Annotated in this window: 26 protein-coding genes; 16 read left to right on the forward strand and 10 right to left on the reverse strand. The window is 67.0% G+C overall.

Features of this window, described 5'->3' with window-relative positions; all coding sequences use genetic code 11:
- The first annotated feature begins 62 nt into the window (after positions 1–62).
- The 5 genes from ACSVDO_RS24990 (at position 63) to ACSVDO_RS25010 (ending at position 3,121) form a co-directional block, all read left to right on the forward strand.
- Entirely contained in the window at positions 63–347 is a 285-nt protein-coding gene (locus ACSVDO_RS24990) for a glutaredoxin family protein (protein ID WP_489597770.1), read from the forward strand.
- Complete coding sequence (locus ACSVDO_RS24995) at positions 344–1,348, forward strand: 2Fe-2S iron-sulfur cluster-binding protein (RefSeq protein ID WP_489597771.1); 1,005 nt, start codon at positions 344–346, stop codon at positions 1,346–1,348. Before ACSVDO_RS24990 ends, ACSVDO_RS24995 begins: the two co-directional genes overlap by 4 nt.
- A gap of 60 nt (positions 1,349–1,408) precedes the next feature.
- Complete coding sequence (cueR, locus tag ACSVDO_RS25000) at positions 1,409–1,909, forward strand: Cu(I)-responsive transcriptional regulator (RefSeq protein WP_489597772.1); 501 nt, start codon at positions 1,409–1,411, stop codon at positions 1,907–1,909.
- A gap of 134 nt (positions 1,910–2,043) precedes the next feature.
- Positions 2,044–2,259 carry a heavy-metal-associated domain-containing protein gene (locus ACSVDO_RS25005; RefSeq protein WP_489597773.1) on the forward strand — a complete coding sequence of 72 codons (216 nt, stop codon included), beginning with the start codon at positions 2,044–2,046 and terminating at the stop codon, positions 2,257–2,259.
- 16 nt (positions 2,260–2,275) lie between these two features.
- Positions 2,276–3,121 (forward strand): DUF8832 domain-containing protein, encoded by an 846-nt coding sequence (locus ACSVDO_RS25010; protein WP_489597774.1) that lies wholly within the window; start codon positions 2,276–2,278, stop codon positions 3,119–3,121.
- Positions 3,122–3,181: 60 nt separating this feature from the next.
- Here the strand turns inward: ACSVDO_RS25010 and ACSVDO_RS25015 are convergent, their stop codons facing one another.
- The 6 genes from ACSVDO_RS25015 to ACSVDO_RS25040 all read right to left on the reverse strand — a co-directional run bounded on the left by ACSVDO_RS25015 (position 3,182) and on the right by ACSVDO_RS25040 (position 9,592).
- The gene (locus ACSVDO_RS25015; protein ID WP_489597775.1) at positions 3,182–3,580 is read right to left on the reverse strand and encodes a YkvA family protein; all 399 of its coding nucleotides are present in this window, start codon (positions 3,578–3,580) and stop codon (positions 3,182–3,184) included.
- Between the two features lie 247 nt (positions 3,581–3,827).
- Positions 3,828–5,750 carry a S9 family peptidase gene (locus ACSVDO_RS25020; RefSeq protein ID WP_489597776.1) on the reverse strand — a complete coding sequence of 641 codons (1,923 nt, stop codon included), beginning with the start codon at positions 5,748–5,750 and terminating at the stop codon, positions 3,828–3,830.
- 196 nt (positions 5,751–5,946) lie between these two features.
- The gene (locus ACSVDO_RS25025; RefSeq protein ID WP_332537508.1) at positions 5,947–6,438 is read right to left on the reverse strand and encodes a hypothetical protein; all 492 of its coding nucleotides are present in this window, start codon (positions 6,436–6,438) and stop codon (positions 5,947–5,949) included.
- Positions 6,439–6,584: 146 nt separating this feature from the next.
- Positions 6,585–7,910, reverse strand: coding sequence for an MFS transporter (locus ACSVDO_RS25030; RefSeq protein ID WP_489597777.1), 1,326 nt, complete (start codon positions 7,908–7,910; stop codon positions 6,585–6,587).
- A gap of 73 nt (positions 7,911–7,983) precedes the next feature.
- Complete coding sequence (locus tag ACSVDO_RS25035) at positions 7,984–8,736, reverse strand: SDR family NAD(P)-dependent oxidoreductase (RefSeq protein ID WP_489597778.1); 753 nt, start codon at positions 8,734–8,736, stop codon at positions 7,984–7,986.
- Between the two features lie 10 nt (positions 8,737–8,746).
- Positions 8,747–9,592 (reverse strand): fumarylacetoacetate hydrolase family protein, encoded by an 846-nt coding sequence (locus tag ACSVDO_RS25040; protein ID WP_489597779.1) that lies wholly within the window; start codon positions 9,590–9,592, stop codon positions 8,747–8,749.
- Positions 9,593–9,683: 91 nt separating this feature from the next.
- Here ACSVDO_RS25040 and ACSVDO_RS25045 point away from each other — a divergent pair, with 91 nt between their 5' ends.
- A complete protein-coding gene (locus ACSVDO_RS25045; protein WP_332537511.1) occupies positions 9,684–10,670 on the forward strand; it encodes a LysR family transcriptional regulator in 987 nt (328 codons plus the stop codon).
- A 24-nt stretch (positions 10,671–10,694) separates the two neighbouring features.
- Here the strand turns inward: ACSVDO_RS25045 and ACSVDO_RS25050 are convergent, their stop codons facing one another.
- On the reverse strand, positions 10,695–11,426 hold the full coding sequence (locus ACSVDO_RS25050; RefSeq protein ID WP_332537512.1) for a response regulator transcription factor: 732 nt from the start codon (positions 11,424–11,426) through the stop codon (positions 10,695–10,697).
- 252 nt (positions 11,427–11,678) lie between these two features.
- Here ACSVDO_RS25050 and ACSVDO_RS25055 point away from each other — a divergent pair, with 252 nt between their 5' ends.
- The 8 genes from ACSVDO_RS25055 to ACSVDO_RS25090 all read left to right on the forward strand — a co-directional run bounded on the left by ACSVDO_RS25055 (position 11,679) and on the right by ACSVDO_RS25090 (position 18,779).
- Positions 11,679–13,766, forward strand: a complete 2,088-nt coding sequence (locus ACSVDO_RS25055; RefSeq protein ID WP_489597780.1) for an ATP-binding protein — start codon at positions 11,679–11,681, stop codon at positions 13,764–13,766.
- Positions 13,767–13,927: 161 nt separating this feature from the next.
- Positions 13,928–14,266 carry a hypothetical protein gene (locus tag ACSVDO_RS25060; RefSeq protein ID WP_489597781.1) on the forward strand — a complete coding sequence of 113 codons (339 nt, stop codon included), beginning with the start codon at positions 13,928–13,930 and terminating at the stop codon, positions 14,264–14,266.
- Between the two features lie 73 nt (positions 14,267–14,339).
- Positions 14,340–15,215 carry a tetratricopeptide repeat protein gene (locus ACSVDO_RS25065; RefSeq protein WP_489597782.1) on the forward strand — a complete coding sequence of 292 codons (876 nt, stop codon included), beginning with the start codon at positions 14,340–14,342 and terminating at the stop codon, positions 15,213–15,215.
- Between the two features lie 62 nt (positions 15,216–15,277).
- Complete coding sequence (locus ACSVDO_RS25070; protein ID WP_332548280.1) at positions 15,278–15,778, forward strand: hypothetical protein; 501 nt, start codon at positions 15,278–15,280, stop codon at positions 15,776–15,778.
- 8 nt (positions 15,779–15,786) lie between these two features.
- Complete coding sequence (locus tag ACSVDO_RS25075) at positions 15,787–16,218, forward strand: hypothetical protein (protein WP_489597783.1); 432 nt, start codon at positions 15,787–15,789, stop codon at positions 16,216–16,218.
- Between the two features lie 202 nt (positions 16,219–16,420).
- The gene (locus ACSVDO_RS25080; RefSeq protein ID WP_332537518.1) at positions 16,421–16,759 is read left to right on the forward strand and encodes an H-NS histone family protein; all 339 of its coding nucleotides are present in this window, start codon (positions 16,421–16,423) and stop codon (positions 16,757–16,759) included.
- 170 nt (positions 16,760–16,929) lie between these two features.
- Entirely contained in the window at positions 16,930–17,673 is a 744-nt protein-coding gene (locus ACSVDO_RS25085) for a hypothetical protein (RefSeq protein WP_489597784.1), read from the forward strand.
- 2 nt (positions 17,674–17,675) lie between these two features.
- Positions 17,676–18,779: a hypothetical protein gene (locus ACSVDO_RS25090; RefSeq protein ID WP_489597785.1), complete on the forward strand. Its 1,104-nt coding sequence runs from the start codon at positions 17,676–17,678 to the stop codon at positions 18,777–18,779.
- Between the two features lie 28 nt (positions 18,780–18,807).
- Here the strand turns inward: ACSVDO_RS25090 and ACSVDO_RS25095 are convergent, their stop codons facing one another.
- Together ACSVDO_RS25095 and ACSVDO_RS25100 are read right to left on the reverse strand one after the other, a co-directional pair.
- Positions 18,808–20,430 (reverse strand): gamma-glutamyltransferase family protein, encoded by a 1,623-nt coding sequence (locus tag ACSVDO_RS25095; RefSeq protein ID WP_332537521.1) that lies wholly within the window; start codon positions 20,428–20,430, stop codon positions 18,808–18,810.
- 29 nt (positions 20,431–20,459) lie between these two features.
- Complete coding sequence (locus tag ACSVDO_RS25100) at positions 20,460–21,455, reverse strand: Bug family tripartite tricarboxylate transporter substrate binding protein (RefSeq protein WP_332537522.1); 996 nt, start codon at positions 21,453–21,455, stop codon at positions 20,460–20,462.
- Between the two features lie 111 nt (positions 21,456–21,566).
- On the opposite strand from ACSVDO_RS25100, the gene ACSVDO_RS25105 reads away from it, so the two are divergent.
- Complete coding sequence (locus tag ACSVDO_RS25105; RefSeq protein ID WP_489597786.1) at positions 21,567–22,451, forward strand: LysR family transcriptional regulator; 885 nt, start codon at positions 21,567–21,569, stop codon at positions 22,449–22,451.
- Positions 22,452–22,545: 94 nt separating this feature from the next.
- A complete protein-coding gene (locus tag ACSVDO_RS25110; RefSeq protein WP_442881487.1) occupies positions 22,546–23,523 on the forward strand; it encodes a Bug family tripartite tricarboxylate transporter substrate binding protein in 978 nt (325 codons plus the stop codon).
- Between the two features lie 49 nt (positions 23,524–23,572).
- Here the strand turns inward: ACSVDO_RS25110 and ACSVDO_RS25115 are convergent, their stop codons facing one another.
- Positions 23,573–24,358: a DeoR/GlpR family DNA-binding transcription regulator gene (locus ACSVDO_RS25115; RefSeq protein ID WP_489597787.1), complete on the reverse strand. Its 786-nt coding sequence runs from the start codon at positions 24,356–24,358 to the stop codon at positions 23,573–23,575.
- Position 24,359: the final 1 nt, after the last annotated feature.

The raw sequence follows: 24,359 nt of genomic DNA on the forward strand, positions 1-24,359 counted from the left end.
AAGCGTCGTTCCGGCGCAGGCAGCGCCTGGCGAATCACCCCTATCCGATGGAGCAACACTTCATGAACAACACATCTCATCCCCAGGTCATTGTCTACACGACACCCACCTGCCCCGACTGCCGCCTGCTCAAGGACTGGCTGGCACGCGAGGCAATTGCTTTCGAGGAACGCGACCTCACCGACCCCGAGATCATGGCGCAGGCCAAGGCACGCACCGGTGTGCGGGTGGCGCCCATCACCCTGGTGCAGGACCAGGTCTTCTACGGCACGTTTGCCGCGCAAAAGCCTGGCCTGGTGCACGCCCTGGGCCTGGGCCCGGCTGCGGCCGATAAGAGCACGCAATGACACGGCAGGTGGAAATACGCCAGGCCGGGCGCAGCATCGCGGTGGCGCAGGGCGTCACCATGCTGGACGCCGCGCTGGCCGAGGGCATAGCCTATCCGCACGGCTGCCGCTCAGGGCGCTGCGGCGCCTGCAAGTCGCGCCTGGTCCAAGGCCAGGTCGAGCTGCTGGAACACAGCCGCTTTGCACTGTCGCCCGAGGAAAAGGCCCAGGGGCTGATCCTCGCCTGCCGCGCAGTCCCGACCACCGATGCCTGCGTTGCCTGGCTAGGCGGGGACGAAGACCCGCCCGCCCACCCGCGCCGCCAGTTGATCGCCCGCGTGAGCGCCATCAGCGACGCCACCCACGACATCCGCATTGTCCAGCTGGCCACCGAGGGGGCCGATGCACTGTGCTTTGCCGCCGGCCAGTACGCGCGGCTGACCTTTCCCGGCGCTGCCGAGCGCGACTACTCCATGGCCAGCCGCTCAGGCGCGCCGGTGCTTGAATTCCATATCCGCGAGGTGCCGGGCGGGGCCACGAGCGCGCGTGTCCACCAATTTCTGCAGCCCGGCGATCCGGTGGCGGTCGAAGCGCCGTTTGGCTCGGCCTACCTGCGCGAGCAGCATGCGGGGCCGATTCTGTGCATTGCCGGGGGTTCCGGCCTGGCGCCTATCAAGGCGATTGTCGAAGCCGCCATTGCCGCGGGCATGCAGCAGCCCATTCATGTCTATTTCGGCGCACGCGGCGAGCGCGATCTCTATCTGGTCGCGCATTTCCAGGCGCTGGCGCGGCAGCACCCCCACATGAGCTTCACGCCTGTGCTTTCCGAGGCGCCGGCGCCGACCCGCTGGCGGCGCGGCCTGGTGACCGATGCCGTGGCCCAGGACCTGCAGGATCTGGATGGCTGGAAGGCCTATGTTGCCGGCCCGCCGGCCATGGTCGAGGCGGCGCTGCGCATCGGTGCCGTCCGCGGTCTGCGCTCGCAGGACATGCATGCCGATGTGTTCTTTACGCCGCAATGAACCGGGGCGCGCAGCCCGGCCACGGCGCTTGCGGCTGTCGGCCACCACCAGGAGAAAATCATGAATATCGGTCAGGCAGCAGAGCGCTGCGGCGTCTCGGCAAAGATGATTCGCTATTACGAACAGATTGGCCTGATCCCCAAGGCCAGCCGCTCCGATGCGGGTTACCGCAATTACAGTGTGGCCGACACGCACAGCCTGCGCTTCATACGCCGCGCGCGTGATCTGGGGTTTTCCGTCGAACAGATCTCGGAGCTGCTGGTGCTGTGGCAGGACCGCGACCGCGCCAGCGCCCATGTCAAGGCCATGGCGCTGCGGCATGTTGCCGGACTGAACGCAAAAATCGCCGAGCTGCAATCGATGGCGCAGACGCTGGCCCATCTGGCCGACCACTGCCACGGCAACGACCGCCCGGACTGCCCCATCCTCGAGGATCTGGCCGAGCCCAGGCCCACGGCAGCCGCGGACCCGCTGGCGCGGCCCGCCCACCGCGCGCCGCTGTTCGGTGTCGACACACCCGCCTCGGCGCGCAGCCGCACGCCTGTGGAAACGCCGCCATGACGGCAATCGCCGCCGGCACTTCCCTTCGTGCCCAGGTCTTGCCCAGGTGGCCCAGCTTGCACACAAAGGGCTTGACCTTGCCACGTTGGCAACTCCCACATTAGTCCGGTACAGCAACCAACCAGGAAATTCCCATGCATCGCTTCCACATTCCCGCCATGAGCTGCGGCGGCTGCGCCAAGTCGGTCACCAAGGCGCTGTCGAGCGTAGACCCCCAGGCCCTGATTGAAACCGATCCGCCCACGCGCGCAGCCCGGGTGCACAGCGCCCTGGACAGGAGCGCCTTCCTCGGCGTGCTGCACGCGGCCGGGTACCCGGACAAGCCGCAGCCCGATGCGGCGGTCAATTGATCCAGGAGAACAAACCATGAACATCAAGCAAATGCTGTTGGTAGGCGCAACGCTGTCAGGCAGCGCCGCACTGGCGCAGACCCCGCTCAAGAGCGTCTTCGCCCTTCCCGGCGTGAATGAAAAGGTCAGCGCCGAGCTGGTGCTGCGCGAGAGCGGCCCGCTGACCCGCGAGCTGCTGATCGCTTTCACCGACAAGGCGACCGGCCGTCCCATCACCGAGTTCGAGGAAGAACTGACGCAGCAGCTGCACGTGCTGGCAACCGACAGCAATTTCACCAGCTTCGTGCACGAGCATGGGGGCAAGCCTGGCGCCGACGGTCGCTTCAGCGTAGTGATGCGCTTTCCCAAGCCGGGCACCTACCACGTCTATGCCGACGCCATGCCAAAGGGCCTGGGCCAGCAGGTCGTGCGCTTTGAAGTTCCGGTAACGGGTGCAGCCGCTGCGAACGCCGTGCCCCAGTTGAAGCCAAGCGCCGCCCAAGGCTCGGACGGCCCCTATTCCGTCAAGCTCGATGCCTCGGCCCTGCGCGCAGGGCGTGAAAGCATGATGACGTTGACGGTGCTCAAGAACGGCAAGCCGGCAACGGACCTGGGCCTCTATCTGGGCGTTCCAGCGCATGCGGTGTTCGTGAACACCGCGGACCTCGGCTATGTCCATGCCCACGCCATGGCGGCCGACAGCGGCAAGGCCGGCCACGGCGCACACGCCTCACATGGCGCTCCCACGGCGGCCGCCGCGGCCAAGATGATGCTGCATGCCACGCCGCCGCGCGCCGGCCGGTATGCGCTGTGGATACAGTTCAAGGGCGGCAACCAGGTGCGGACCGTACCGTTCGTGGTCGACGTTCCGGCCGCGCCTTGATTGGAGCGCCAGGCTGCTGACCGCGGCAGCGCCTCGGCCCGGGCCAGATCCCGGGCCGCTTCAGCCAGGGTGGCGCGGGGCCAGCCACAGCCATGCGGCGATGCCCAGGGCAATCCACAGCACGACAATCATCACGGCCCCGGCCTTGCTGCTGGGCCGGCTGCCGTTTTCAATGATCCAGGCATTGGCTTGCGCGCGGCATTGCGCCAGCACCGCTGCCGGCAGGAGGGCCACGGTCAGCCAGATGAGCGCCGGCAGCAACAGCACGTCGTCCACATAGCCCAGCACAGGAATGAAATCCGGTATCAGATCGATGGGGCTGAGCGCATAGGCAACGACAAAAAGGCCTAACGCCTTGGCGTACCAGGGCGCATCGGGATGCCTGGCCGCAAACCACAGCGTCAGGCCGTCGCGCTTGATCCGCTGGGCCCAGGCCTTGAGACTGTGACCGATGTTCATTGAAAGATTCCGGCAAGACCCCGGATCTGCCCCTTGTTGCCCATGTGCCGAATGTAGCCCAAGCCGCTCGCTTGCCGCGGCCGGCGAATTCGCCGGCGACACCGGCGTTCAGGTGCGCGCGCTCAAAACAGGTCTTGCTGGGAAGTGGTCAAGGCCGCAAAGCACTCGCCAAAGGGAAAAAACCATGCAGGGCGCGGTGCACGCTCACGGGGCCGATCCAGAGCATCTCGACAGCGCGGCCGGCGCCTCAGCTTGTCCAGCGTGTGATCCAGTCGACCACCCGCTGCATCACATCGACGCGATGGCCGGGCAGGCCCTGGCTGGTGAATCTATGGCCTTCGCCGGGATACAGCACCAGTTCGCTGGCCGGATTGCCGCCGCGGCGCAGCGCGACAAACGCGGCTTCGGCCTGGCTGCGCGGGCAGCGTTCGTCCTCGTGGCCGTGCAGCAGCAGCGTGGGCGTCGTGGTGGACCGCAGGTATTCCACCGGCGAGTGCGCACGCATGCGTTCGCGCGCCGCCTCGCCCTCGCCTTGCATGGCGTAGTGATCGGTGTAGTAGCCGCTGTCCGAGCTGCCCCAGTGGCTGTCGAGCTGCGACAGCGCAGCCATGGGCACGGCCGCCTGGAACACATGGGTGTGGCCCACGGCCCAGCACGACATGAAGCCGCCGTAGGATTTACCGGCAATCGCCAGCTTCTGGCTGGCCAGCCCCGCGTGCTGCAGGGACTGCACCGCCGCCAGCTGCTGGGGCAGGTCCAGCTCGCCCCAATGGCCGCGCAGGCGCTCGCTGAACTGCCGGCCATAACTTGAGGAGCCCACGGGATTGAGCGCCAGGATGGACCAGCCCTGGGACCACAGCATCGCCCAGTAGGCCGAAGGACCATAGGCAAACAGCGCGAAGCTGGCCGGACCGCCGTGCACATCGAGCAGCAAGGGCGTCGCGCCCTGGGCGCCTTCGGGGCGTATCAGCCAGCCGTCGACACGCTCGCTGCCGCCCTGGCCATCGGGAACCTCGAACGCGTGGCGCTGGTACGTCGCCTGCGGGCGCTCGCGCCACCAGGGGTTGAGATCGCTGAGGCGTCTTTCCCCGGAACCATCGTGGCTGCAGCAGTACAGCTCCATGGGGTGCACCGGAGTTTCGGCGGTGTAGACCAGGTGCTCGCTGGAGACGCCCAGCTGCGACAGCTGGCGCTCGCCCTGCACCAGCCAGCGGATCTCGCCTTCGGGCACGCTGATCTCGGCCAGCGCATGCACGCCGCGGCGCGCAAGCAGCGCGCGCACCCGGCCGCTGTCCTTGCCCGCGAACTGCACGCTGGTGGCTTCCCCGGCAATTTCAATGGAATCATCGCCCAGCGGCTGCACCGCGCCCGAATCCAGCGCAATGCACCACAGCCGCACCAGCGCATCGCCCTCTTCCAGCGTGCCCGAAAACACCAGCCAACGGCCATCGGGGGACCAGACGGGAAACAACACCTGCGCCTGTTGCGACGTCAACTGTCGGGCGTTGCTGCCATCCACGTCCATGAGCCAGACGTCACTGCGGTGCGAGGCATCGCCTTCCCGCGAACGCGCATAGACAATGCGCCGGCCATCGGGCGAAAGCCGGGCGCTGTTCACATTGAAAGCGCCATCGGTGAGCTGCGTGGCCCGACCGCTGTCGACATCGACCGAGAACAGATGGGTTTCACTGTCGAGCTTGTAGCCCAGGCCGTCGTCTTTGTACGGCAGCTTCCAGATCACCTGCGGGCCGTTTCCGGGCGGGCTGGCGGCCTGGGGCGCGGCGCGCGCGCCGCGCAGATTGGGGTCCACGCGCAGCGACACCAGCACCAGCAGCCCGCGGCCATCGGGGTTCCACTCGAAATCGCTGACGCTGCCTTCGAGGCTGCCGAGCTGGCGCGCCTCGCCGCCATTGCGCGCGATCAGGAACAGTTGAGTGGGTCCGGACCGGTCGGACAGAAAAGCCAGCAGCTGGCCATCGGGCGACCAGCGCGGCTGGTGGTCGAACGCGGTGCCGCTGGTCATCTGCCACGGAGCGCTGCCATTGGCCGGATAGATCCAGAGGGTGCTGGTGGATTGGCCGCTGGCCCGGTTCACGGCGCGGACGCTGCAGGCCGCAAGGCTTTGGTCCCAGGAAAAGCTCAGGTCGGAGATGGTTTGGTGTTGGAGCACGTCAGTGGCTTCAAACGGCTGGGGCATGGGCGGCTTTCTGAAAAGATGCGTTGCATTTCGCGGCAACCGGGCTGGCAGTGCTTGGCACCGAACCCAGCCCGAGCCTGGAAATTACGCTGTGCCCAAGGCTTACGAGGTCGGACAAGGCGCCGCTGTGCGCGCAGCCAAAGCCATCTCGTTGTCGCGCTGGGCGCTTTCAGTCCTCGCGCGCGCGTGGATAGCCTGCGTCCGCCCAGCGCTGCGCGGACGCGCGGGTGAGCCCATGGTCAGGCCGCACGCGCACCCGGGCCAGCTGGCTGCCGTCGGCCGCGGTGGCCGTGAGCGTCGCCGAGGGGTTGTCCTCATCGGGCTCGATATCGAGCGCCACGGTCACGCGCTGGCCGCGAACGTCGATCTCGATCTCCTTGTGCAACATCGCTTCCTGATGCTGCTCATGCCGGCGGATGATTTCGCTGGCGGTCTTCACCAGCGTGTTGAAGGCCGCGACGTCGAGTGGCTTGGGACTCTTCTTGTCGCGTCCCATGGTCCAGGGGCCGACCAGCGCGGGCTCCGCCTGGCCGTCCTGGGTCATCGATACCGCCCAGCCATCATCGTCTTCATTCTTGATGACGCGGGCTTCCCAGCCCTTGTGGTGCCAAAGGCGGTCTTCGAAGATGGAGAGGTCTTCATTCTCGGTTTCTGCGGACATGTCTGGAATTGAGGGTAGCGGTCAAATCCAAAGTCTATGTCTTTTTATACAGTTCTGTGCCTCTGGGTTTATCCGCGGCCCGGCTGGCGCATGCCGCCCGGCGCGCAAGCGGCCGGAAATGGCCGCTTGCATGGGAAATTTCCCGATCAGACCGCGGTGCGCACGTAATAGCGCCGCGGCAGGCACCAGGCAATGATGACGGCGCTGACCACCAGGGCCGCGGCCAGCGCATACAGTCCCATCGAGGCGCTGCCGGTCACATCCTTGACCTTGCCCACCATGTAGGGGCTGATCAGTCCGCCGAGCTGGCCTATGGAGTTGATCAGCGCGATGCCCGCGGCCGCGGCCATGCCCGTCAGAAAGCGCTGCGGGAACACCCAGAACAGGCCTATGGCCGAGATCACTCCCGTGGCGGCAATGGTCAGGCCCACCAGCAGCGCCGTCGTGTGCTCGCTGTACATGCCGCAGATGAAGTAACCCGCGCCGCCGAGCAAGGCGGTCAGTGCCAGGTGCCAGCGGCGCTCGCCCGTGCGGTCGGAGCTCCGGCCCAGCAGAATCATCACCACGCCGGCCACCAGGTAGGGAATCGACGAGATCAGGCCGATGGTGAAGGTGTCCTGCGTGCCTGCGGTCTTGATCAGCTGGGGCATCCAGAACACCAGGCCGTAGATGCCGCCGGCCAGGCACATGTAGATCAGCGACAGGGTATAGGTGGCGGGCTCGCGCAGGGCGGCGCCGAAATGGTGGGCGCTGGCCTCCTTGGCGTCGCGGTTGACCATGTCGCTCCAGAACTTCCTGTCGCTGGCATTGAGCCACTTGGCATCCTTGATTTCATCGTCCAGGTGGAACCAGACAATGATGCCCAGCACGATGGACGGCAGGCCTTCGAGCAGGAACAGCCATTGCCAGCCGTGCAGGCCCATGGCGCCGTCGGTGAACTTCATGATGCCGCCCGAGATCGGCCCGCCGATGACGCCGCAAAAGGCGATGCCCGACATGAAGATGGTGTTGATGCGGCCGCGGCGCTTGGACGGAAACCACTTGGTGAAGTAGTACAGCGCGCCCGGCACGAAGCCGGCCTCCAGCGCCCCCACCAGGAAGCGGATGAAATAGAAACCCATCTCGCTGGTGACGAACATGGTGCAGGCCGAGGCGATGCCCCAGGTCACCATGATGCGCATGATCCAGATCCGCGCCCCCACGCGGTGCAGGATCATGTTGCTTGGCACCTCGAACAGGAAGTAGCCGACAAAGAAGATGCTCGCCCCCAGGCCGTAGACCGCATCCGAGAAGCCCAGCTCGCTTTGCATCTGCAGCTTGGCGAAACTGATGTTCACGCGGTCCAGATAGGCCATCACCCAGCAAATCACCAGCAGCGGAATAAAGCGCCAGAAGACCTTGCTGTAGATCGCCTTCTCGCGTGAATCTTCCCCGGTGCTCACTCCACTTTCCATGTGCAGCGCAGTGCTCATAGCTTGTCTCCTTTATTGGTATGTCGCGCCGCTATGCTGCGGCGTGCGGATTGCTGTGTCGCGGATCGGGCGTTCAGTAGGTGGCGCGGCCGCCGGACAGGTCGAAGACCGCGCCGGTGGTGAAGGAGTTCTCGGCACTCACCAGCCAGCCCACCAGCGAAGCGATTTCATCGACCAGCACGAAGCGTCCGCGCGGAATCTTGGCCAGCATGTAGTCGATGTGCTGCTGCGACATCTGGTCGAAGATCTTGGTCCTGGCGGCCGCGGGCGTGATGGCGTTGACCGAGATGTTCTGGCCCGCGGTTTCCTTGCCTATGCTCTTGGTGAGCGCAATGACGCCGGCCTTGGAGGCGCTGTAGGCGCAGGCGTTGGGATTGCCTTCCTTGCCCGCAATCGAGGCGACGTTCACCACCCGGCCGTAGCCCTGGCTCACCATGCCCTTGAGCAGCACCTTGTTGACGTTGAAGGTGCCGTTCAGGTTCACCTTGAGCACCTGCTCCCACTCGGCCTCGGGGTAGTCCACCGTGGGCGCGTTCGCGCCTGCAATGCCGGCGCTGTTCACCAGGATGGACACCGGCCCCAGCGCCGCCGTGGTGTCGGCCGAGGCGTGTTCCACGCTGGCCATGTCGGTGATGTCCGTGACCACGGTGTGCACCCTGCCCAGGCCCTGCAGCGCCTGGCGCGCCGCGCCCAGGGCCTCGGGATCGCGGTCCCAGATGGCGACGGCGGCGCCGCCGGCGAGCAGGCGCTGCACGACGCACATGCCAATGCCCTGGGCGCCGCCCGTGACCACGGCCACTTTTCCGCTGAAATCGTATTGGTTCATGTGGCGCTCCTCAGGCCGCGACCACGCGCTGGCACTGCTCACCCAGGCCGTCTATGCCCAGGCGCATGGTCTGGCCGGCGCGCAGGTACACCGGCTCGGGCTTGACGCCCATGCCCACGCCCGGGGGCGTGCCGGTGGAGATCACGTCTCCGGGATAGAGCGTCATGAAGCGACTCAGATAGGCGACGATTTCCGGCACCTTGAAGATCATGGTCGCGGTGCTGCCGTTCTGGTAGCGGTGGCCGTCGACTTCCAGCCAGAGCTTGAGCTGGTGGGGGTCGGGAATCTCGTCCCTGGTCACCAGCCAGGGGCCGGTGGGGCCGAAGGTGTCGCAGCCCTTGCCCTTGTCCCAGGTGCCGCCGCGCTCGATCTGGTAGGCGCGCTCGGACACATCGTTGACCACGCAGTAGCCCGCGACATGGTCCATGGCCTCATGTTCCTCGATGTAGGAGGCGGTTTTGCCTATGACCACGCCAAGCTCGACTTCCCAGTCGGTCTTGACCGAGCCGCGCGGAATGCGCACGTCGTCGTTGGGCCCGACCACGGCCGAAGTCCACTTGTTGAACACCACCGGCTCCTGGGGAATCGGCATGTTCGATTCGGCGGCATGGTCCGCGTAGTTCAGGCCTATGCAGATGAACTTGCCGATCTGGCCTACGCAGGCGCCCAGGCGCGGCTGGCCCTCGACCAGCGGCAGCCGGGACAGGTCCATGGCGCGCAGTTCCTGCAAGGCGGGGCCGGCCAGGAACTTGCCATCGATGTCCGCGGTCAGGCCGGAGATGTCCCGCAGGCGACCTTCGTGGTCAAGGATGCCCGGTTTTTCCGAGCCCAGGGGTCCGTAGCGCAACAACTTCATATAACGTCTCCATCTGCTTCATTGGGATGGAGCGAAGTTTAGAAGCCGCATCGGCGCTGACCCATGCGCAGATGGCTGCCCAGAGAACACAATGGAATCTCCAGACAAACCCGAACACGAAAATCCCCAGCTGGCCAGCCTGCATGCGATGGGCGGCCGGCTCAAGTTCAAGCAGCTCAAGCTGCTGATCGCGATCGAAGACATGGGCTCGGTGCACCAGGCCGCGGCGCTGCTGCACATGTCGCAGCCGGGAGTCAGCAAGGCCTTGAAGGAAATCGAGGACGCCATCGGCGCGACACTGTTCGCGCGCACCCCGCAAGGGCTGGTGGCGACCGACATGGGCTGCTGCACGCTACGCTATGCGCGCCTGATGCTGTCCAGCCTGTCGCACATGCACCAGGAAATGCTCAACATCTCCAGGACTTCGGGGCTGCGCATTGCCGTGGGCACGATTGCCGGCGCGCTGGCGGCGGTGCTGGCCAATGCCTTGATTGCCTTCAACCGGCTGCACCCCGATGTCACGGTCGAACTGCAGGAGGGCACCAGCGCCGACCTGCTCGAAGGCCTGCAAAGCGGCGTGCTGGACCTGGCGCTGTGCCGCACTTCCGTGGCCAAGCGCACGGATATCTTCCATTTCGAATGGCTGCATGCCGAGGAAGTCGCGGTCGCGGTCTCGCCCATGCATGCCTTGAGCGGGACGCGCTGTGTCAGCTGGAAGCAGGTGGTGCAGTACCCGTGGATACTGTTTCCCGGCGACATGCCCTTGCGCACGCTGCTCGAGCGCGAAGCCGCGAGCAACGGCGTGGTGCTGGGCCTGCGGCCGGTGGAGACCGCCTCGACCTTTGCCACCGCCTTGCTGCTCAACAAGAGCCCCGAAATGGTGGCCCTGATGTCGCTGGAAACCCTGGAGTTCTTCGAAGCCCGCGGCACGGTCGCGCGCCTCGACTTGAAGGTGCAGGCCAATGCCGAACCCTATGGCATCGTCACGCGCGCCGGCGCCACGCAGTCCGATGTGCTGGCGGCGTTCAAGGACTGCATTCGCCGCCAGGCGCGGTCCGCGGTGCGGCGCGGCAATTGAGCCGCGGCGCTCGAGCGCCCCGCTTCAGAAAAGCGTCTCGACCTCGCTGGCCAGGCGGTAGCCCGCGCCGCGTTCGGTGACGATCAGTGCCGGCCTGGACTGGTCGGGCTCCATTTTCAGGCGCAGCCGGCGGATCTGCACGTCCACGGTGCGGTCATAGACCTCGGCCTCGTGCAGCCGCGACATCGACAGCAGCTGGTCACGGGTGAGAACCCGCTGGGGCGCGCGGCACAGCGCATTCAACAGGCTGAATTCGCCGTTGGACAGTTCCACCGAGTGGCCATCGGGAGCGAGCAGGCGCCGGGTGCGCAGATTCAGCTCCCAGCCCGAGAAACGGAACGCGCGCCGCGTGTTGTCGCGCTCGGGCAGCGTGGCCTGCACCTGGTAGCGGCGCAGCACGGCGCGCAGGCGCGCCAGCAGCTCGCGCGGACTGAAGGGCTTGGTGACATAGTCATCAGCGCCCAGCTCCAGGCCCATCACGCGGTCGGCCTCCTCGTTGCGCCCGGTGAGCAGCACGATCGGCACCGTCGCGCGCTCGCGCAGCTGGCGCGCGAGCTGCATGCCGTCCTCGCCCGGCAGCTTCAGGTCCAGCAGCACCAGATCGATCGCCTCGCGGTCGAAGACCTCGAACATTTCCTTGCCCGAACTCCCTGCGCTGACCCGCATATCGTTCTTGCCAAGGTATTCGACCACCAGTTGGCGGATGTCGGGGTCGTCGTCGATAACGAGAATATGCGGGTCAATACGGGTGTTCATGGATCTCGGCGCTGTCAAAAGGCAGGGGCACGCAGCGTTGGCGGTACAGCCAGCAGGGCTTAGCGCATGGTAGCGCAAGCCCAGGGCGGTTCAGGCCGCCACGCCCGCACGCAGGCCGCATCAACGGGGCGATGATTGCGTGTCATGATGCCTGCCTGGTGGGCAGGGTCGCAGTTCGCTAGCGTTTTGCCATGCCCCTCTCATAGACAATCCCTTGACCCCTTCTTGCACGGCCTGACCCGCCCACAGCGCATGGAACCCGAATCCGAGGCCAGTTCACGCCATCTTCTACGCCCCTGGTGGGTTGCGCTGGGCCTGTGGCTGGCGCTGGCGACCGTCACCTCCATCGGTCTGTGGCACCTGCGGCGCGACGCGGTGCAAAGCCAGTCGCGCGAGCTGAGCCTGCTGTCCCTGACGCTCACCGACGGCATAGAGCGCGGCCTGAGCGGCGCCGATGAGGGTCTGCACGCCTTGCGCGCCGAGCTGCAGGAGGGCCGGCTGTCGCTGGCCATGGCAGCGCGCAGCCGCGATGCGAGGCAGGCATTGCGCATTCGGGTCGGCCTGATGCCGCTGGTGGACACCCTGTGGCTGCTCGACGACGCCGGACACACCATCGCTGCGTCGGATCCCACGCCGGCCCCCGATTTATCCGTGTTCCTTCCCGCGCCCGACGCGCTGGCCGAAGGCGCGACCGCGTTGAGCCGGCCATTCGACGGCGCTGGCGACAAAGGCCCGCTGATTGCGATGGCCGTGCGGTTTCCCGCCACGGCAAGCGCGCCCGGCGGCTGGATCGTGGCGGGCATGCAGGCGAGCGCACTGCTGGGAGCGTTCAGCTCGGCCATACCGTCGACGGCAACGCGCGCCTGGGTGCTGCGCGGCGATGGCGTTCGGCTGACGAGCGTGAATGCGCTGGAACCCACGCTGGACGCCGCCACCGTGGCGCGGTACCTGGCCCAGCGTCCGGATCTGGAACTGCGCCGGTTCCAGGACGGCAGCGACAACCTGGTGGCCTTGCACACCGTGTCCCGCTACGGCGTCAAGGTGCTGATCTCGCGCGATCTGGACTCCGTTTTGGCGTCGTGGCGCCAGGCCGCGACCGTGTGCGCCGCCGCGCTGGCACTGCTGCTGCTGATCATCGCCGCGGCCGTCTATCTGGTGCAGTTGGCCGAGCGCCGCCGCGCCCAGGCGCAGCGCGCGCTGCAGGCGCAGATTTCCCGCGCCGCCAAGCTCGAGTCGCTGGGCACCTTGGCCGGCAGCGTCGCGCATGACTTCAACAACCTGCTGGCCGGCATCGTCGGCTTCAGCGAGATGGCCCAGGACGCAGCTCCCGCGGGCAGCGACCAGGCGCGCCACATCGACAAGGTGCTGCAGATCGCCTTGCGCGGCAAGTCCCTGGTCGAGCGCATCCTGACTTTCAGCCACGCGGGTGCCAAGGCCTCGGCGGTGTTCGAGCTGCAACCCGTGGTCGAGGAAGTGCTGAGCGTGCTGGCGGCGTCGCTGCGCGGCGGCATCGTGCTCGAACGCGTGCTGCAAGCGCCAGGCGCCTGCCTGCGCGGCGACGCCACGCAGGCCTTTGAAGCGGTGATGAACCTGTGCACGAATGCCATGCAGGCCATGCCGCAAGGGGGAATGCTCAGCGTGCAGCTCGAGCGACTGCAGGTTGCTGAGCCGCGCGTGCTGTCGCACACCCCGTTGCCGCCAGGCAGCTACCTGCGCCTGATTGTGTCCGACCAAGGCGGCGGCATCACGCCCGATGTCATGGAGCGCCTGTTCGAGCCGTTCTTCACGACCCGCGCGGCGCAATCGGGCACCGGCCTGGGCCTGGCGGTGGTGTTCGGCGTGGTCGCCGAGCTGGGCGGTGCCATCGATGTGCAGAGCAGACCGGGGCATGGAGCGCAGTTCACGCTGTACCTGCCGCAAGCCAGCGAGAGCGTGGCGGCCAGCACGCCGGCTTCGCAGCAGCTGCACGCCGGCGCCGGACAGCGGCTGCTGGTGGTGGATGACGAGCCCGAACTCGTGGCCTTGACCAGCGAATTGCTCATGGGTCTGGGCTACGCGCCCGAGGGCTACAGCGATCCCGGCGCTGCCTTGCAGGCGCTGAACGACGATCCGCAGCGCTTTGCGGCCGTGATCACCGACGAGGTGATGCCGGGCCTGACCGGCACCCAGCTGACACAGGCCCTGCGCCAGTGCGCACCGCATGTGCCGGTGCTGCTGGTCAGCGGCTATGGCGGCGCGCTGCTCGCCCAGCGCGCCGGCGCCGCGGGCGTTACGCGGCTGCTGGCCAAGCCGCTGCAGCGCGCCGATCTGGCGCGCGCACTGGCCGAAGTGCTGCGCTGATCGCGCTCGCGCGCCCCTGGCGGCATCCACCGTTGCACCAGGCTTGGGGTCGGCTTTGCGCCAATGTTGCAAATGTCATCTGGCCTGGCGCGCATGTCATTCTCATGGGACGGACGGCGTCCACAGTGAACTCCACACACCGCACTTCAAGGAGTTCCATCATGTTCAACAGCACTTCCACCACCCGCCTTGTCGGTGCTCTCGCCGCTGCAAACGGCTACGTTCCCACGGTGTCCGCTGCCGCCGCCGAACCCGCTCCGGCCAACGCGGTTGCCGAGCTGCGCAAGGCGCGTGTCGAGATCTACTGCGGCCACAGCCACCAGGCAGTGGCCGGCATCCGTGCGGCGCGCCGTCAACTGCATGCCTCTTCGATCGCGAGTTCGTCGCCGGTTTTCGCCACACTGGACGAAGCATCCTGGCTCACGCGCCACGATCAGCATGTGCTGGCCGAGCACGCGCTCGACAAGGCATTGGACCAGTTGGCCATGGGCACGCACTGAATTGAGCCCAGCGATGGTGCCAGGCGGCGATGCGACCGATTCGCCGCGGCAGTTGCGCTCTCGAGGAATCATCATGAAACGCTTTTTGGTGGCTGCGTCCTTCGCAGTGCTCACATGCTCGGCTTTCGCCTTGCCGACCATAGGCGAAGTGCAGTCCGAAATCGGCAAGGGCCACTACGCGCGCGCCGAAGAAATGACGCGCGAGGTCGTCGCGGCCAAGCCCGACAGCGCCAGGGCACGCTATGTGCATGCCGAGATTCTTGCGCACAACCAGCGCTTTGCCCAGGCCGCCGAAGAAGCGGCCCAGGCGCGCAAGCTCGATCCCGGCTTGTCGTTCACCGACCCCGAGAAATTCAGGAATTTCACCCAGTTGCTGGCCAGGCAGCAGTCTCAAGGGACTGTTTCATCCGCCCCCGCCGCCGCTGCATACAAGCCTGCTCAGTTCGCCGGCGCCGCGCCTGCAAACCATGGGGGCGGACTGCCGACCTGGGCCTGGGCCGGCGCAGCGGGCTTGCTGGCCATGCTGGCCTGGCGCGCCCTGGGCGCGAGGCAGCAGGCGCGCCCGCAATGGCCGCCGGCCATGCCTGCAGCGGCGGGCCCGCTGCCCACGGGCGGCGCTGCGGGTGCAGCCGGCTTCAGCGGCTACGCGCCGGCGCCCGCGCCGCCCGCCCCTGCCGCGGCCGGCAACGGCCTGTGGGGCACCGGCATGGCCGTGGCCGGCGGTGTGGCCGCGGGCATGCTGGCAGAAAAACTGTTCGAGGGACAGCGCGAAAGCGGTGGCGGCGCCGCACCGCTGCCGACCTACCGCGCGTCCGAACCTGGCGCTGTCGACGACCGGTCTGCGCGCGACGCCGCGGCACAAGAGCTGGAGCAGCGCTCCATTGACATGGGCAACGGTGACGACTGGGGCGGCAACGACAGGGATACGTCAAGCGCCGACGGCTGGTGAGCGCCAGCGGGCGCAGCGGCCAGGGCCCGGCGCCTTGGCGTCTTCAGCGCGAAGGAGTCAGCATGAATGAAGATGACAGCATTGGCGAAGGGATCCGGGGCGCGGCGCGCGTCGCGGGCGCAGTGCAGTCCGGGTCGAAACCGCCCTGCGGCGATGCCAACGCAACGTCGCCGGACCTGCGCATCCCGGAGCTGCTCGCACAGGTATACGAGGCGGCGCCCGCGGTCGAGCGTTGCCACCTGCTCGAGCAGCTGCTGCAGCCTCTGGGCCTGCTGTCGCTGGCCGCAGTCGCCGGTGGCATCTTCGCCAACATCCGGCTGCGCTGCGGCTGGCAGCAGCTCGATGTCAGGCTGGACGACCTCCAGAACGTGCATGCGGTGGATGTCGCGGCGCTCGTCGATCACGCCCAGCAGGTGAGCGTGGAAACCGTCGATGGGCTGGCACAGATGCTTGTGTCCATGCCTGTTCTGTCGGGCTCGGCCACCGCCGCCTTGCTGGTGGCCATGCTGCTGCGGCGCGCCCGCTCGCGCCAGCCCACCCCTGCCGACACGCAAGATTGCTAGCGCCGTTCATGCCTGAACTTTCCCTGGTGCATCGCATGTTTCTCGCCGCCCCCAAGCCCTTGCGCGCAGGCGCGCAAAATGCCCCGCACGCCGCGGTGGTGGCGGCGCCCGCACAGACCCGCACGGACATGGCCAGGCTGCTCATCCATGCGAGGCCAGCCTGCGCTGATGAATGCGCAAGGCTGTCCCTGGTGCTGCGTCGCCTGCGCCTCTGGGCCATGGCCGCTGCACGCCGCCAGCCGCCCGCACTCAGCAGCCTGCGCATCGCCGACCTCGACGGCCGCCGCTATTTCAGCGCCGATGAGCTGCCCGCCGTCATCGACCTGCCGCTGCCCGCAGGCGTCTACGACATCACCGTGAGCCTTGGCAGCCAGCAGCGGCGCTACACCCTGGCGCTGGGCCAGGGAGTGGCTTTCCATCTGCACCTGCGCGGCGACTGAAACCACGAACTGCTGGTGGCGCCTGTCATCCTGGCCATTTCGGGAAACCGCAGCGGCGGCAACGGCCCGCACGCCGGCTCCATGGGCCAGACCGATGCAAAAGTGCAAACCACCTGTCTTCGGCTCGCTCTGCCCCCCAGAGAAACCCTGATAATGCAGTCCGAAGCGCCGCGGTTGCGCACTACACGATTGAAGCGAATAAATGACCAAGCCCCTCAAGGAACTATTGGCCGAGCAGGCACGACTTGACGCCGCGATTGCCGCTGCGCGCAAGGAAGCATCCAAGCAAGCTCTGACCGAAGTCCTCCAACTGGTGAACGAGTTTGGTTTCACCGTCCAGCAGGTCTTCCCTTGGAAGCCGGTGGAAAAGAAAGCCGCGGCCAAATATCTGGACGAGAAGACCGGCGCCACCTGGAGCGGCCGGGGCAAGCCGCCCGCATGGATCGCCAGCAAGGACCGCGACGATTTCCTCATCGAACGTCCCCAGGCGCAGGACGGTCCCTTTTTGGCGCAGATGGCCGCCGCTGCGGCGAAGGACTAGCGGCCGTCGTGGCTGCGCGCTGGCCTGCACCGAGCTCGCGCCATTTCACCCAACGATGGGGATTTGAGAACGGCCGCAGCCCAGGCCAACCCTTGGCTACTTGCAACAGCAAGTTACATCGGCATGCAGCTCCAACGGTTTATGGCAACATTTTCCCAAAGGAGTGCTGGATGACGAAACCTCAATGGAAGACTTGGAGCCTTGCAGGCCTGGCTGTTTTGGGCAGCGCGCTGGCCCATGCCCAGGCGCCGGCGGATCTGGCCGACCTGGTGGGCGCGCGCGGCGCGGGCGGCGAAACCCAGATGGAGGCGCGCGGCTATCAGATGGTGCGCGCCACGCGCGTGCGCGACCAGTCCTGGACTTTCTGGTGGAGCGATGTCCAGCGCGCCTGCGTGGCGGTGGCGACCTCCGACGGCCGCTATGCCAGCTTGCAGAGCGTGCCGGCGCAGAATTGCTCACCCGGCGGGCGCAGCGCCGAGGCGCCTCCCCAGCCCTACAGCCCCGAGGTCCTGACGCTGGTCTGCTACGGCCAGGGCCAGCATGCGACGTACTCGTCCCATTCGGGCTACGAGTGGGATGAGCGCCGCAAGCGCTATGAACCCATGCAGCGCATGGAATCGGGCACGGAACAGTTCCAGACCGGCGTGCAGTTCGACTTTCGCGGCAACACCGGACGGGTGCATTTGACGGGCAAGATGGTTCCGCCGCTGAATTCCGGCGGCAACGACGGCTGGTGGCCGCTCGAAGATGTGCAGATGGGGCCGGAGCGCATCACGGCGCGCTACCGCATCAATGCCTTGAACCGGCCGCAGGTGGAGATAGACCGGCAGACCGGCAGCGTCGAGATCAAGTCCTCGCCAGGCTTCAGCGGGCGCTGCGATCACGGCGACTGGGGAGCCGGCCGGCGCTTCTGAAGATGACCGCTGACAGCGCACAGGCGGCGCCCGCTGCGCCGGCCGCCGTATGGAAGATCCGTTTTTCGACCCTGCTGTGGGCCGGCTTGCTGTTGCTGCTGGTGGGCAGCTTGCCGGTGCTGGTCGGCGCATCCTGGCTGATTCTGCCCGTGCTGCTGCTGGCCGCTGCCGTTCTGGCCCTGCCCGTGGCCTGGATGCATCGCCAGCAACGCCGGCGCCATGCTTGGCTGCGCGGCTGTGGCGCGATTTTCTGTCTGCTGTGCGGCGCGCTGGCCATGCCGGTCTATTACCTCGCCATTGCCACCGAGGCACGCCCGGCCATCGTTCCCACGGTCACGCTCACCAACGGCCCACGCACCCTGGTGCTGCAGGGAATGCAGCATGTGGCGTTGGAACGCTTCTACAAGTCGGTGGTCTATGACCTCGAGCAGGCGCTGGCCGACGGCTATGTGCTGGCCTATGAAGGCGTGGCCAAAAGCGACCCGCAGTCCGACAGCTGGTTCGACAGCACACTGGGCGGCGGCCACGACCTGGGGGACAACTACCGGCAGCTGGGAAAGATCTGCGGCCTGGGCTATCAGATCGACTACATGGGACCGCTGGTCGCGGACGCCAAGGCCAGGCCGCAGCGGCATGTGACGATCGATGTCGACACGCGCGCGATGAAGCAGCAGTACGATAGCCTCATGGCCAGCGATGCCGCGTTTGCCGCGGCCATGCAGCGCCGCCAGCGGCAGGCCGCCAAGGACTCCGCCGATGACAGCGCCGACCTGTGGGCGCGCGTCATTGAATGGCAGAAATCCGGCAGCCCGGGCCAGGTGGCGCTGGCCGGCACGCTGTGCCGCGGCATCATGACCGAATTGATGCGCCGCGCCAATTCGCACCATGTCAGCGAGCCGCTGGATGCGGTGGTGCTCGACATGCGCAACCGCCACCTGGCCAGCGCCTTGATGGCAGATACCCGGCAGAAAATCTACGTCACCTATGGCGCGGCCCACCTGCCCGGAGTGATCGCGCTGCTGCAGCAGCAGCCGGGCTGGCAGCTGCAATCCGTCAAATGGATGCGCACCATCGCGGCGCCGGACGCGGTCAGCGGAACGCTTTAGCTCCTGCGTCACGGCCGCCGCCGCGCGGCTAGAAACCCGCGGCCAGGCCGTCGCGGCGCGGATCGCTGGCGAACTGATAGCCTTCAACGGCGGCATCGCCCATGCGCCAGATGAACTGGCCCGCGCCGAAGTCCTGGTAAGGGTCGTCGATGACTTCCAGCTGGTGGCCCAAAGCCTGCAGACCCGCGACCGTGGCCGGGTCCATGCCGGACTCGACATTGAGCGCCAGGCCCGCGTTGTAGCGCCAGCGCGGCGCGTCGCAGGCCGCCTGGGGCGACTGGCGGTAGTCGATCATGCGCACCAGGGTCTGCATATGGCCCTGGGGCTGCATGTTGCCGCCCATGACGCCAAAGCTCATCACCGGCTGGCCGTCCTTGGTCAGGAAGGCCGGAATGATGGTGTGGAACGGCCGCTTGCCCGGACCCACCAGGTTCGCGCGGTTGGGGTGCTCGGGGTCGGCGCCAAAGCCCCAGCCGCGGTTTTGCAGGCTGATGCCGAAGCTCGGCTCCACCACTCCCGAGCCGAAGCCCGAGAAGTTGCTCTGGATGAAGCTGACCATCATGCCGCTTTCATCGACCGCGCTCAGGTAGATCGTGCCGCCCTGCACCGGATTGCCGGCCTTGAAATCCTGGGCGCGCTGCGGATCGATGAGCTTGGCGCGCGCCGCCAGGTAGGCGTCGTCGAGCAATTGCGCGGGAGTCACTTCCATGCCTGCATCGGCCACATAGCGGTCGACATCGGCGAAGGCCAGCTTCATGGCCTCGATCTGCAGATGCTGGGACGCCACGCCATCGAGCGGCAGGCTGGCCAGGTCGAAGTTCGCCAGGATGCCCAGCGCGATCTGCGCGGCAATGCCCTGGCCGCCGGGCGGAATCTCGTGCAAGGTGTAGCCGCGGTAGTCCTTGGCCACGGGCGTGACCCATTCGACCTGGTGGCTGGCCATGTCGGCCATGCTCAGGCAGCCGCCGTGCTGCTGCACAAACGACGTGACCGCGGCAGCGATCTCGCCCTCATAGAAAGCCTTGCCCTGTGTGGCACCGATGGCGCGCAGCGCACGCGCGGCCGCGGGAAAGCGAAACAGCTCGCCCACGGCAGGCGGGCGGCCCTGGGGCAGAAAGCTCTGGGCAAAGCCGGGCTGGGCCTGCAGCTCGGGCGCGCCCGCGGCCCATTTCTGCTGGACCACGGGCGGCACCAGGTAGCCGCGCTCGGCGATTTCGGCCGCGGGCTCCATCAGGCTGGCAAACGGCAGCTTGCCGAAACGCTCGTGCAACGCCACCCAGGCGCCGACCGCGCCGGGCACGGTGATCGAGTCCACGCCGCGGCGCGGGGGCTTGGCCTGGCGGCCATAGCGCTGCTCGAAATACTCGGGTGTCCAGCCCTGGGGGGCGCGGCCCGAGGCATTGAGCCCGTGCAGCTGCGTGCCGTCCCACAGTATGCAGAACGCGTCCGAGCCCAGGCCGTTGCTGACCGGCTCGACGATGGTCATGACGGCGGCCGCGGCAATGGCCGCATCGACGGCATTGCCGCCGGCCCACAGCATGCGCAAGCCGGCCTGCGCACCCAGGGGATGGGAAGTCGACACGCCGTTGCGGGCGAAAACCGGCACGCGCACGGAGCTGTACGGATTGCCGGGAGAAAAAGGAGCATTCATGGGAGTTCCTGACACGGGCTCTGGAAAATTCAGTCGGCGGAGATGCCCAGCGCCTTGATGTCGCGCGTCCAGCGCGTGAGCTCGCGGTCGATCTGTTCCTTGAACGTCTTCGGGTCGCTGCTCTCGGGCGTCAGGCCCTGGGCCTCGAGCTGGGCGCGCACATCGGGGCGGGCAATGATCTTGCGCACTTCCTGGGCCAGCTTCTCGACGATCACCGGATCGGTGCCGCCCGTGGTGAACAGGCCGTACCAGGAAGTGAAGGCGTAGCCCGGCAGGCCGGCCTCGGCCACCGTGGGCACGTTGGGCAGGGACTTCACGCGTTCCTTGGTGGTCACGGCCAGAATGCGGGTCTGGCCGGTCTTGGCCGAGCTGATCGCCGGTGGAATGCCCGAGAAGATCGCCTGGACCTGGCCGGCGGAGACATCGGCGATCGCCGGGCCGTTGCCGCGGTAGGGCACATGCACCAGGTTGACGCCCGCCTGCTGCGCGAACAGCGCGCCGGCCAGATGCAGCGTCGAGCCGTTGCCCGACGAGGCGTAGTTGATGGTGCCCGGCTCCTTGCGCGCCGCGTCGGTCATTTCTTTGACGGTCTTGTAGGGCAGCTTGGCGTTGACCAGCAAGGCGTTGCCCGATTCGGCCACCAGGCTGATAGGCTCCAGATCCTTGCGCGGATCGTAGGAAAGCTTCTTGGACAGCACCGGCGCAATGGTGTTGCTGCCAATCGAGCCCAGCAGCAAGGTATAGCCGTTCTTGGGCGACTTGGCCACGATGTCATTGGCCAGCAGGCCGCCCGCGCCGCCCTTGTTCTCGACCACCACGGTCTGGCCCAGGCTTTGCTGCAGCTCCTTGGCCAGGATGCGCGCGACGATGTCGTTGCCGCCGCCGGCCGCAAAGCCCACGAGGATCTTGAGCGGCTGCGAAGGCCAGGCATCGGCGGCAAAGGCCGGTGTCGCCAGGCCGGTAGCGCCCAAGGTGATCAAGGTGGCGCAGCGGGTGAAAAGCCGGCGGGACAGGTGTTCAAGCATGGAAAACTCCAGAATTAAGGCAGCGTGCAAGGGCTGAAGTCGCCGATTTTGATGATAGAAAGCGCTTTATGAAAGCTGGACTTTCTTCCGTCTCTTGAAAGAAAACCATTTATGCCAAGCCTGCGTATCCTGCGCACTTTTCTCGCCGTCACCATGGAAGGCTCGTTCACTGCGGCGGGGCACCGGGTGGGCCTGACCCAGGTGGCCGTGGGCCTGCAGATGCGCACCTTGGAGGCCGATCTCAAGCGCAAGCTCTTCACGCGCCAGGGCAAGCAGGTGGCGCTCAATGAGCAGGGGCGCGCCCTGGTGCCGATTGCCACGCAGCTGGTGGCGCTGTACGAGCAGGCCAAGCACGGCACCCAGGCGGATGCGCCGCTGGCCGGCACCGTGCAATTCGGCTCCATCGTCTCGGCGCTGAGCGAGCTGGTGCGCGCCACGCTGGAGCTCAAGCGCCATCACCCGGCCGTGGACCTGCATGTGGTCTCGGGCAAGTCCAGCCGGCTGATCGCCCAGGTCGAGAACCATGAACTCGATGCGGCCGTGGTAGTCAATGATCCGGCGCTCAAGCGCCCTTCCCTCGTATGGACGCCGCTGTACGCCGAGCCCATGGTGCTGCTGACCGCGCGCTCCTCGCGGCTGGCCGAGCCCGCCACCATGGTGCGGCGCTACCCGTTCATCCGCTTCGACCACACCGAACACACGGGCGAGCTGGTGGAGCGCACGCTGCGCCGGCTGCGCGCCAAGCCCCAGGAGTTCATGGAGCTGAACTCCATCGAGACCATCGTGGAACTGGTGAGCGACGGCATGGGCGTGGCCATGCTGCCGCTGATTGCCAGGCATGGCTGGGACAAGAACCCGCAGCTGCGCGTGGTGCCCATTCCCCAGGCCGCCGAAAGCCGCCAGATCGCGCTGGTGCAATTGAGCACGGCGGCGCGCGCCGAAGTGGTCACCGCCGTGGGGCAGCAGCTCATGGCGGCGCGCGCGGCGGCGGTGTGAACTGCGCCCGCATTCACGCCGCGACACCAAGTTGCTCAATCCGCCCCCATCCTGGGCAATACTTGGGCCTCGATATCTGGAGGAGACAAACTTGATGATGCATAGACGCACCGTAATCGCCTTGGGCGCCTTAGGCGCCTTGTGCGGCGCGCTGGGCAACGGCCCGGCCATGGCCCAGGGCCTGGGCAACTGGCCCGCCAAGCCGATCACTTTTGTGGTGCCGCAAAGCCCCGGCGGAGCCAACGATGTGATTGCGCGCGCGGTCGCGCAGAACCTGGGCAGCACGCTGGGCCAACCCGTGATCGTGGAAAACCGCCCCGGCGCCAACGGCAACCTGGGCACCAGCCAGGTGGCGCGCAGCGCGCCCGATGGCTACACCTTCCTGGTGACCGCGCAAAGCGCCTACACGATCAACCCGGCGCTCTACTCCAAGGTGCCGTTCGACCCCATCAAGGACTTCACGCCCGTGATGCAGCTGGCGGTCGCGCCCTACCTGCTGGTGGTCAACCCCAAGTTTCCGGCCAGGACGCTGGACGAACTGGTGGCCTATGCCAAGGCCCATCCCGGCAAGGTCGAATACGCCTCGGCGGGCAATGGCACGCTCAACCACCTGCTAGGCGAAATGCTCAAGAAGCAGCGCGATGTCAATCTGCTGCATGTGCCGTACAAGGGCGCGGCCGCCGCCGCCACCGATGTCGTGGCCGGCCAGCTGCCGGTGACGTTCGGCAGCTTTCCCGGCGTGATGCCGTTTGTGACCAGCGGCAAGCTGCGCGTGCTGGGTGTGGCCTCCGACAAGCCCACGCCGCTGGCGCCGGAGATTCCCGTGCTCAAGGAGCTGGCTGTGACGTCATGGTACGGACTGCTCGCTCCCGCGGGCACGCCCCAGGCCATCGTGGACAAGGTCTACGCCTCGATCTCTCAGGTGCTCAGCACGCCGGTGATGCACGAGCGCCTGAAGACGCTGGGCGCGGAGCCGGTGCAGTCCAGCCCGGCAAGCTTTGCCGCAGGCTTGCCGGCGGAACTGGCCCACTGGAAGAAAGTGGTCGACGCCTCGGGCGCGCGCATCGACTAGCCAGGCCGCAGGTTTGGGCCTGCGGCGCTTCAGGCTTTCGCCCCGGTCCTCAGGACGGTTCGGCGGCCTCGGCAATTGCCAGCTGCACTGCGGCGCAGGCCCGGGCCAGATCGGCAGGCAGTGCGCGGTCGGTGACCAGTACCTGCACATCCGACCACGGCAGGCTGGTGATCAGGCCGGGCGCTTCGAACTTGCTTGAGTCGGCCACGACGATCACGGTGCGTGCATGGAGGGCGGCCGCCTGCTTGAACTCGACTTCGAACGGGTCGAAATCCAGGCATCCACCGCGGGCGCTGAGCGCCGCGACAGATACCACCATGTAATCTGGATTCAATTGGGTCGCAAAGCGCAGCGCATTGGCACTGGCCAGTGTCATGTCGCTGCTGCGCAGGCTTCCGCCGGGCAGCAGCACCGTGTGGCGGTCGCCGCCCTGGGCCAGCGCCCTGGCGACTTCCAAAGACGGCGTGGCCACGGTCATGCCGCGGCGTTCCGCCAGCGCCTCGGCCACGAAGCAGGCCGTGCTGCTGTTGTCCAGCATGATGCTTGCCCCGTCGGGCAGCAGTCTGGACACCTGCCGCGCCAGGCGCCGCTTGACACCGACGTTGGTGCGCAGGCGCAGCAGAAACGGCGACTCCTGCATGTCGCGGTGCAGGCTCACGCCCCCATGGAATTTCTCCACCATGCCCTCGTCGGCCATGGCCTGCAGGTCGCGCCTGACCGTCTCGCCCGAGACCCCCAGGCGCAGCGCCAGCTCACCCGTGGTGATCGACGGCGTGGCGCGGAGGATTTCGATGATGCGCTCATGGCGCGCACTCAGAATGGGTGTAATGCGCATG

The organism is Comamonas sp. DB36, assembly GCF_057914905.1.

Coding starts and splice junctions, on each gene's coding strand:
- ACSVDO_RS25065 (WP_489597782.1), top strand. CDS start 14,340: ATGAAACGCTTTTTGGTGGCTGCGTCCTTCGCAGTGCTCACATGCTCG.
- ACSVDO_RS25045 (WP_332537511.1), top strand. CDS start 9,684: ATGGAATCTCCAGACAAACCCGAACACGAAAATCCCCAGCTGGCCAGC.
- ACSVDO_RS24990 (WP_489597770.1), top strand. CDS start 63: ATGAACAACACATCTCATCCCCAGGTCATTGTCTACACGACACCCACC.
- ACSVDO_RS25035 (WP_489597778.1), bottom strand. CDS start 8,736: ATGAACCAATACGATTTCAGCGGAAAAGTGGCCGTGGTCACGGGCGGC.
- ACSVDO_RS25055 (WP_489597780.1), top strand. CDS start 11,679: ATGGAACCCGAATCCGAGGCCAGTTCACGCCATCTTCTACGCCCCTGG.
- ACSVDO_RS25030 (WP_489597777.1), bottom strand. CDS start 7,910: ATGAGCACTGCGCTGCACATGGAAAGTGGAGTGAGCACCGGGGAAGAT.
- ACSVDO_RS25010 (WP_489597774.1), top strand. CDS start 2,276: ATGAACATCAAGCAAATGCTGTTGGTAGGCGCAACGCTGTCAGGCAGC.
- ACSVDO_RS25100 (WP_332537522.1), bottom strand. CDS start 21,455: ATGCTTGAACACCTGTCCCGCCGGCTTTTCACCCGCTGCGCCACCTTG.
- ACSVDO_RS25040 (WP_489597779.1), bottom strand. CDS start 9,592: ATGAAGTTGTTGCGCTACGGACCCCTGGGCTCGGAAAAACCGGGCATC.
- ACSVDO_RS25085 (WP_489597784.1), top strand. CDS start 16,930: ATGACGAAACCTCAATGGAAGACTTGGAGCCTTGCAGGCCTGGCTGTT.
- ACSVDO_RS25070 (WP_332548280.1), top strand. CDS start 15,278: ATGAATGAAGATGACAGCATTGGCGAAGGGATCCGGGGCGCGGCGCGC.
- ACSVDO_RS25110 (WP_442881487.1), top strand. CDS start 22,546: ATGATGCATAGACGCACCGTAATCGCCTTGGGCGCCTTAGGCGCCTTG.
- ACSVDO_RS25090 (WP_489597785.1), top strand. CDS start 17,676: ATGACCGCTGACAGCGCACAGGCGGCGCCCGCTGCGCCGGCCGCCGTA.
- cueR (WP_489597772.1), top strand. CDS start 1,409: ATGAATATCGGTCAGGCAGCAGAGCGCTGCGGCGTCTCGGCAAAGATG.
- ACSVDO_RS25005 (WP_489597773.1), top strand. CDS start 2,044: ATGCATCGCTTCCACATTCCCGCCATGAGCTGCGGCGGCTGCGCCAAG.
- ACSVDO_RS25025 (WP_332537508.1), bottom strand. CDS start 6,438: ATGTCCGCAGAAACCGAGAATGAAGACCTCTCCATCTTCGAAGACCGC.
- ACSVDO_RS25075 (WP_489597783.1), top strand. CDS start 15,787: ATGCCTGAACTTTCCCTGGTGCATCGCATGTTTCTCGCCGCCCCCAAG.
- ACSVDO_RS25080 (WP_332537518.1), top strand. CDS start 16,421: ATGACCAAGCCCCTCAAGGAACTATTGGCCGAGCAGGCACGACTTGAC.
- ACSVDO_RS25115 (WP_489597787.1), bottom strand. CDS start 24,358: ATGCGCATTACACCCATTCTGAGTGCGCGCCATGAGCGCATCATCGAA.
- ACSVDO_RS25015 (WP_489597775.1), bottom strand. CDS start 3,580: ATGAACATCGGTCACAGTCTCAAGGCCTGGGCCCAGCGGATCAAGCGC.
- ACSVDO_RS25095 (WP_332537521.1), bottom strand. CDS start 20,430: ATGAATGCTCCTTTTTCTCCCGGCAATCCGTACAGCTCCGTGCGCGTG.
- ACSVDO_RS25060 (WP_489597781.1), top strand. CDS start 13,928: ATGTTCAACAGCACTTCCACCACCCGCCTTGTCGGTGCTCTCGCCGCT.
- ACSVDO_RS25050 (WP_332537512.1), bottom strand. CDS start 11,426: ATGAACACCCGTATTGACCCGCATATTCTCGTTATCGACGACGACCCC.
- ACSVDO_RS25105 (WP_489597786.1), top strand. CDS start 21,567: ATGCCAAGCCTGCGTATCCTGCGCACTTTTCTCGCCGTCACCATGGAA.
- ACSVDO_RS24995 (WP_489597771.1), top strand. CDS start 344: ATGACACGGCAGGTGGAAATACGCCAGGCCGGGCGCAGCATCGCGGTG.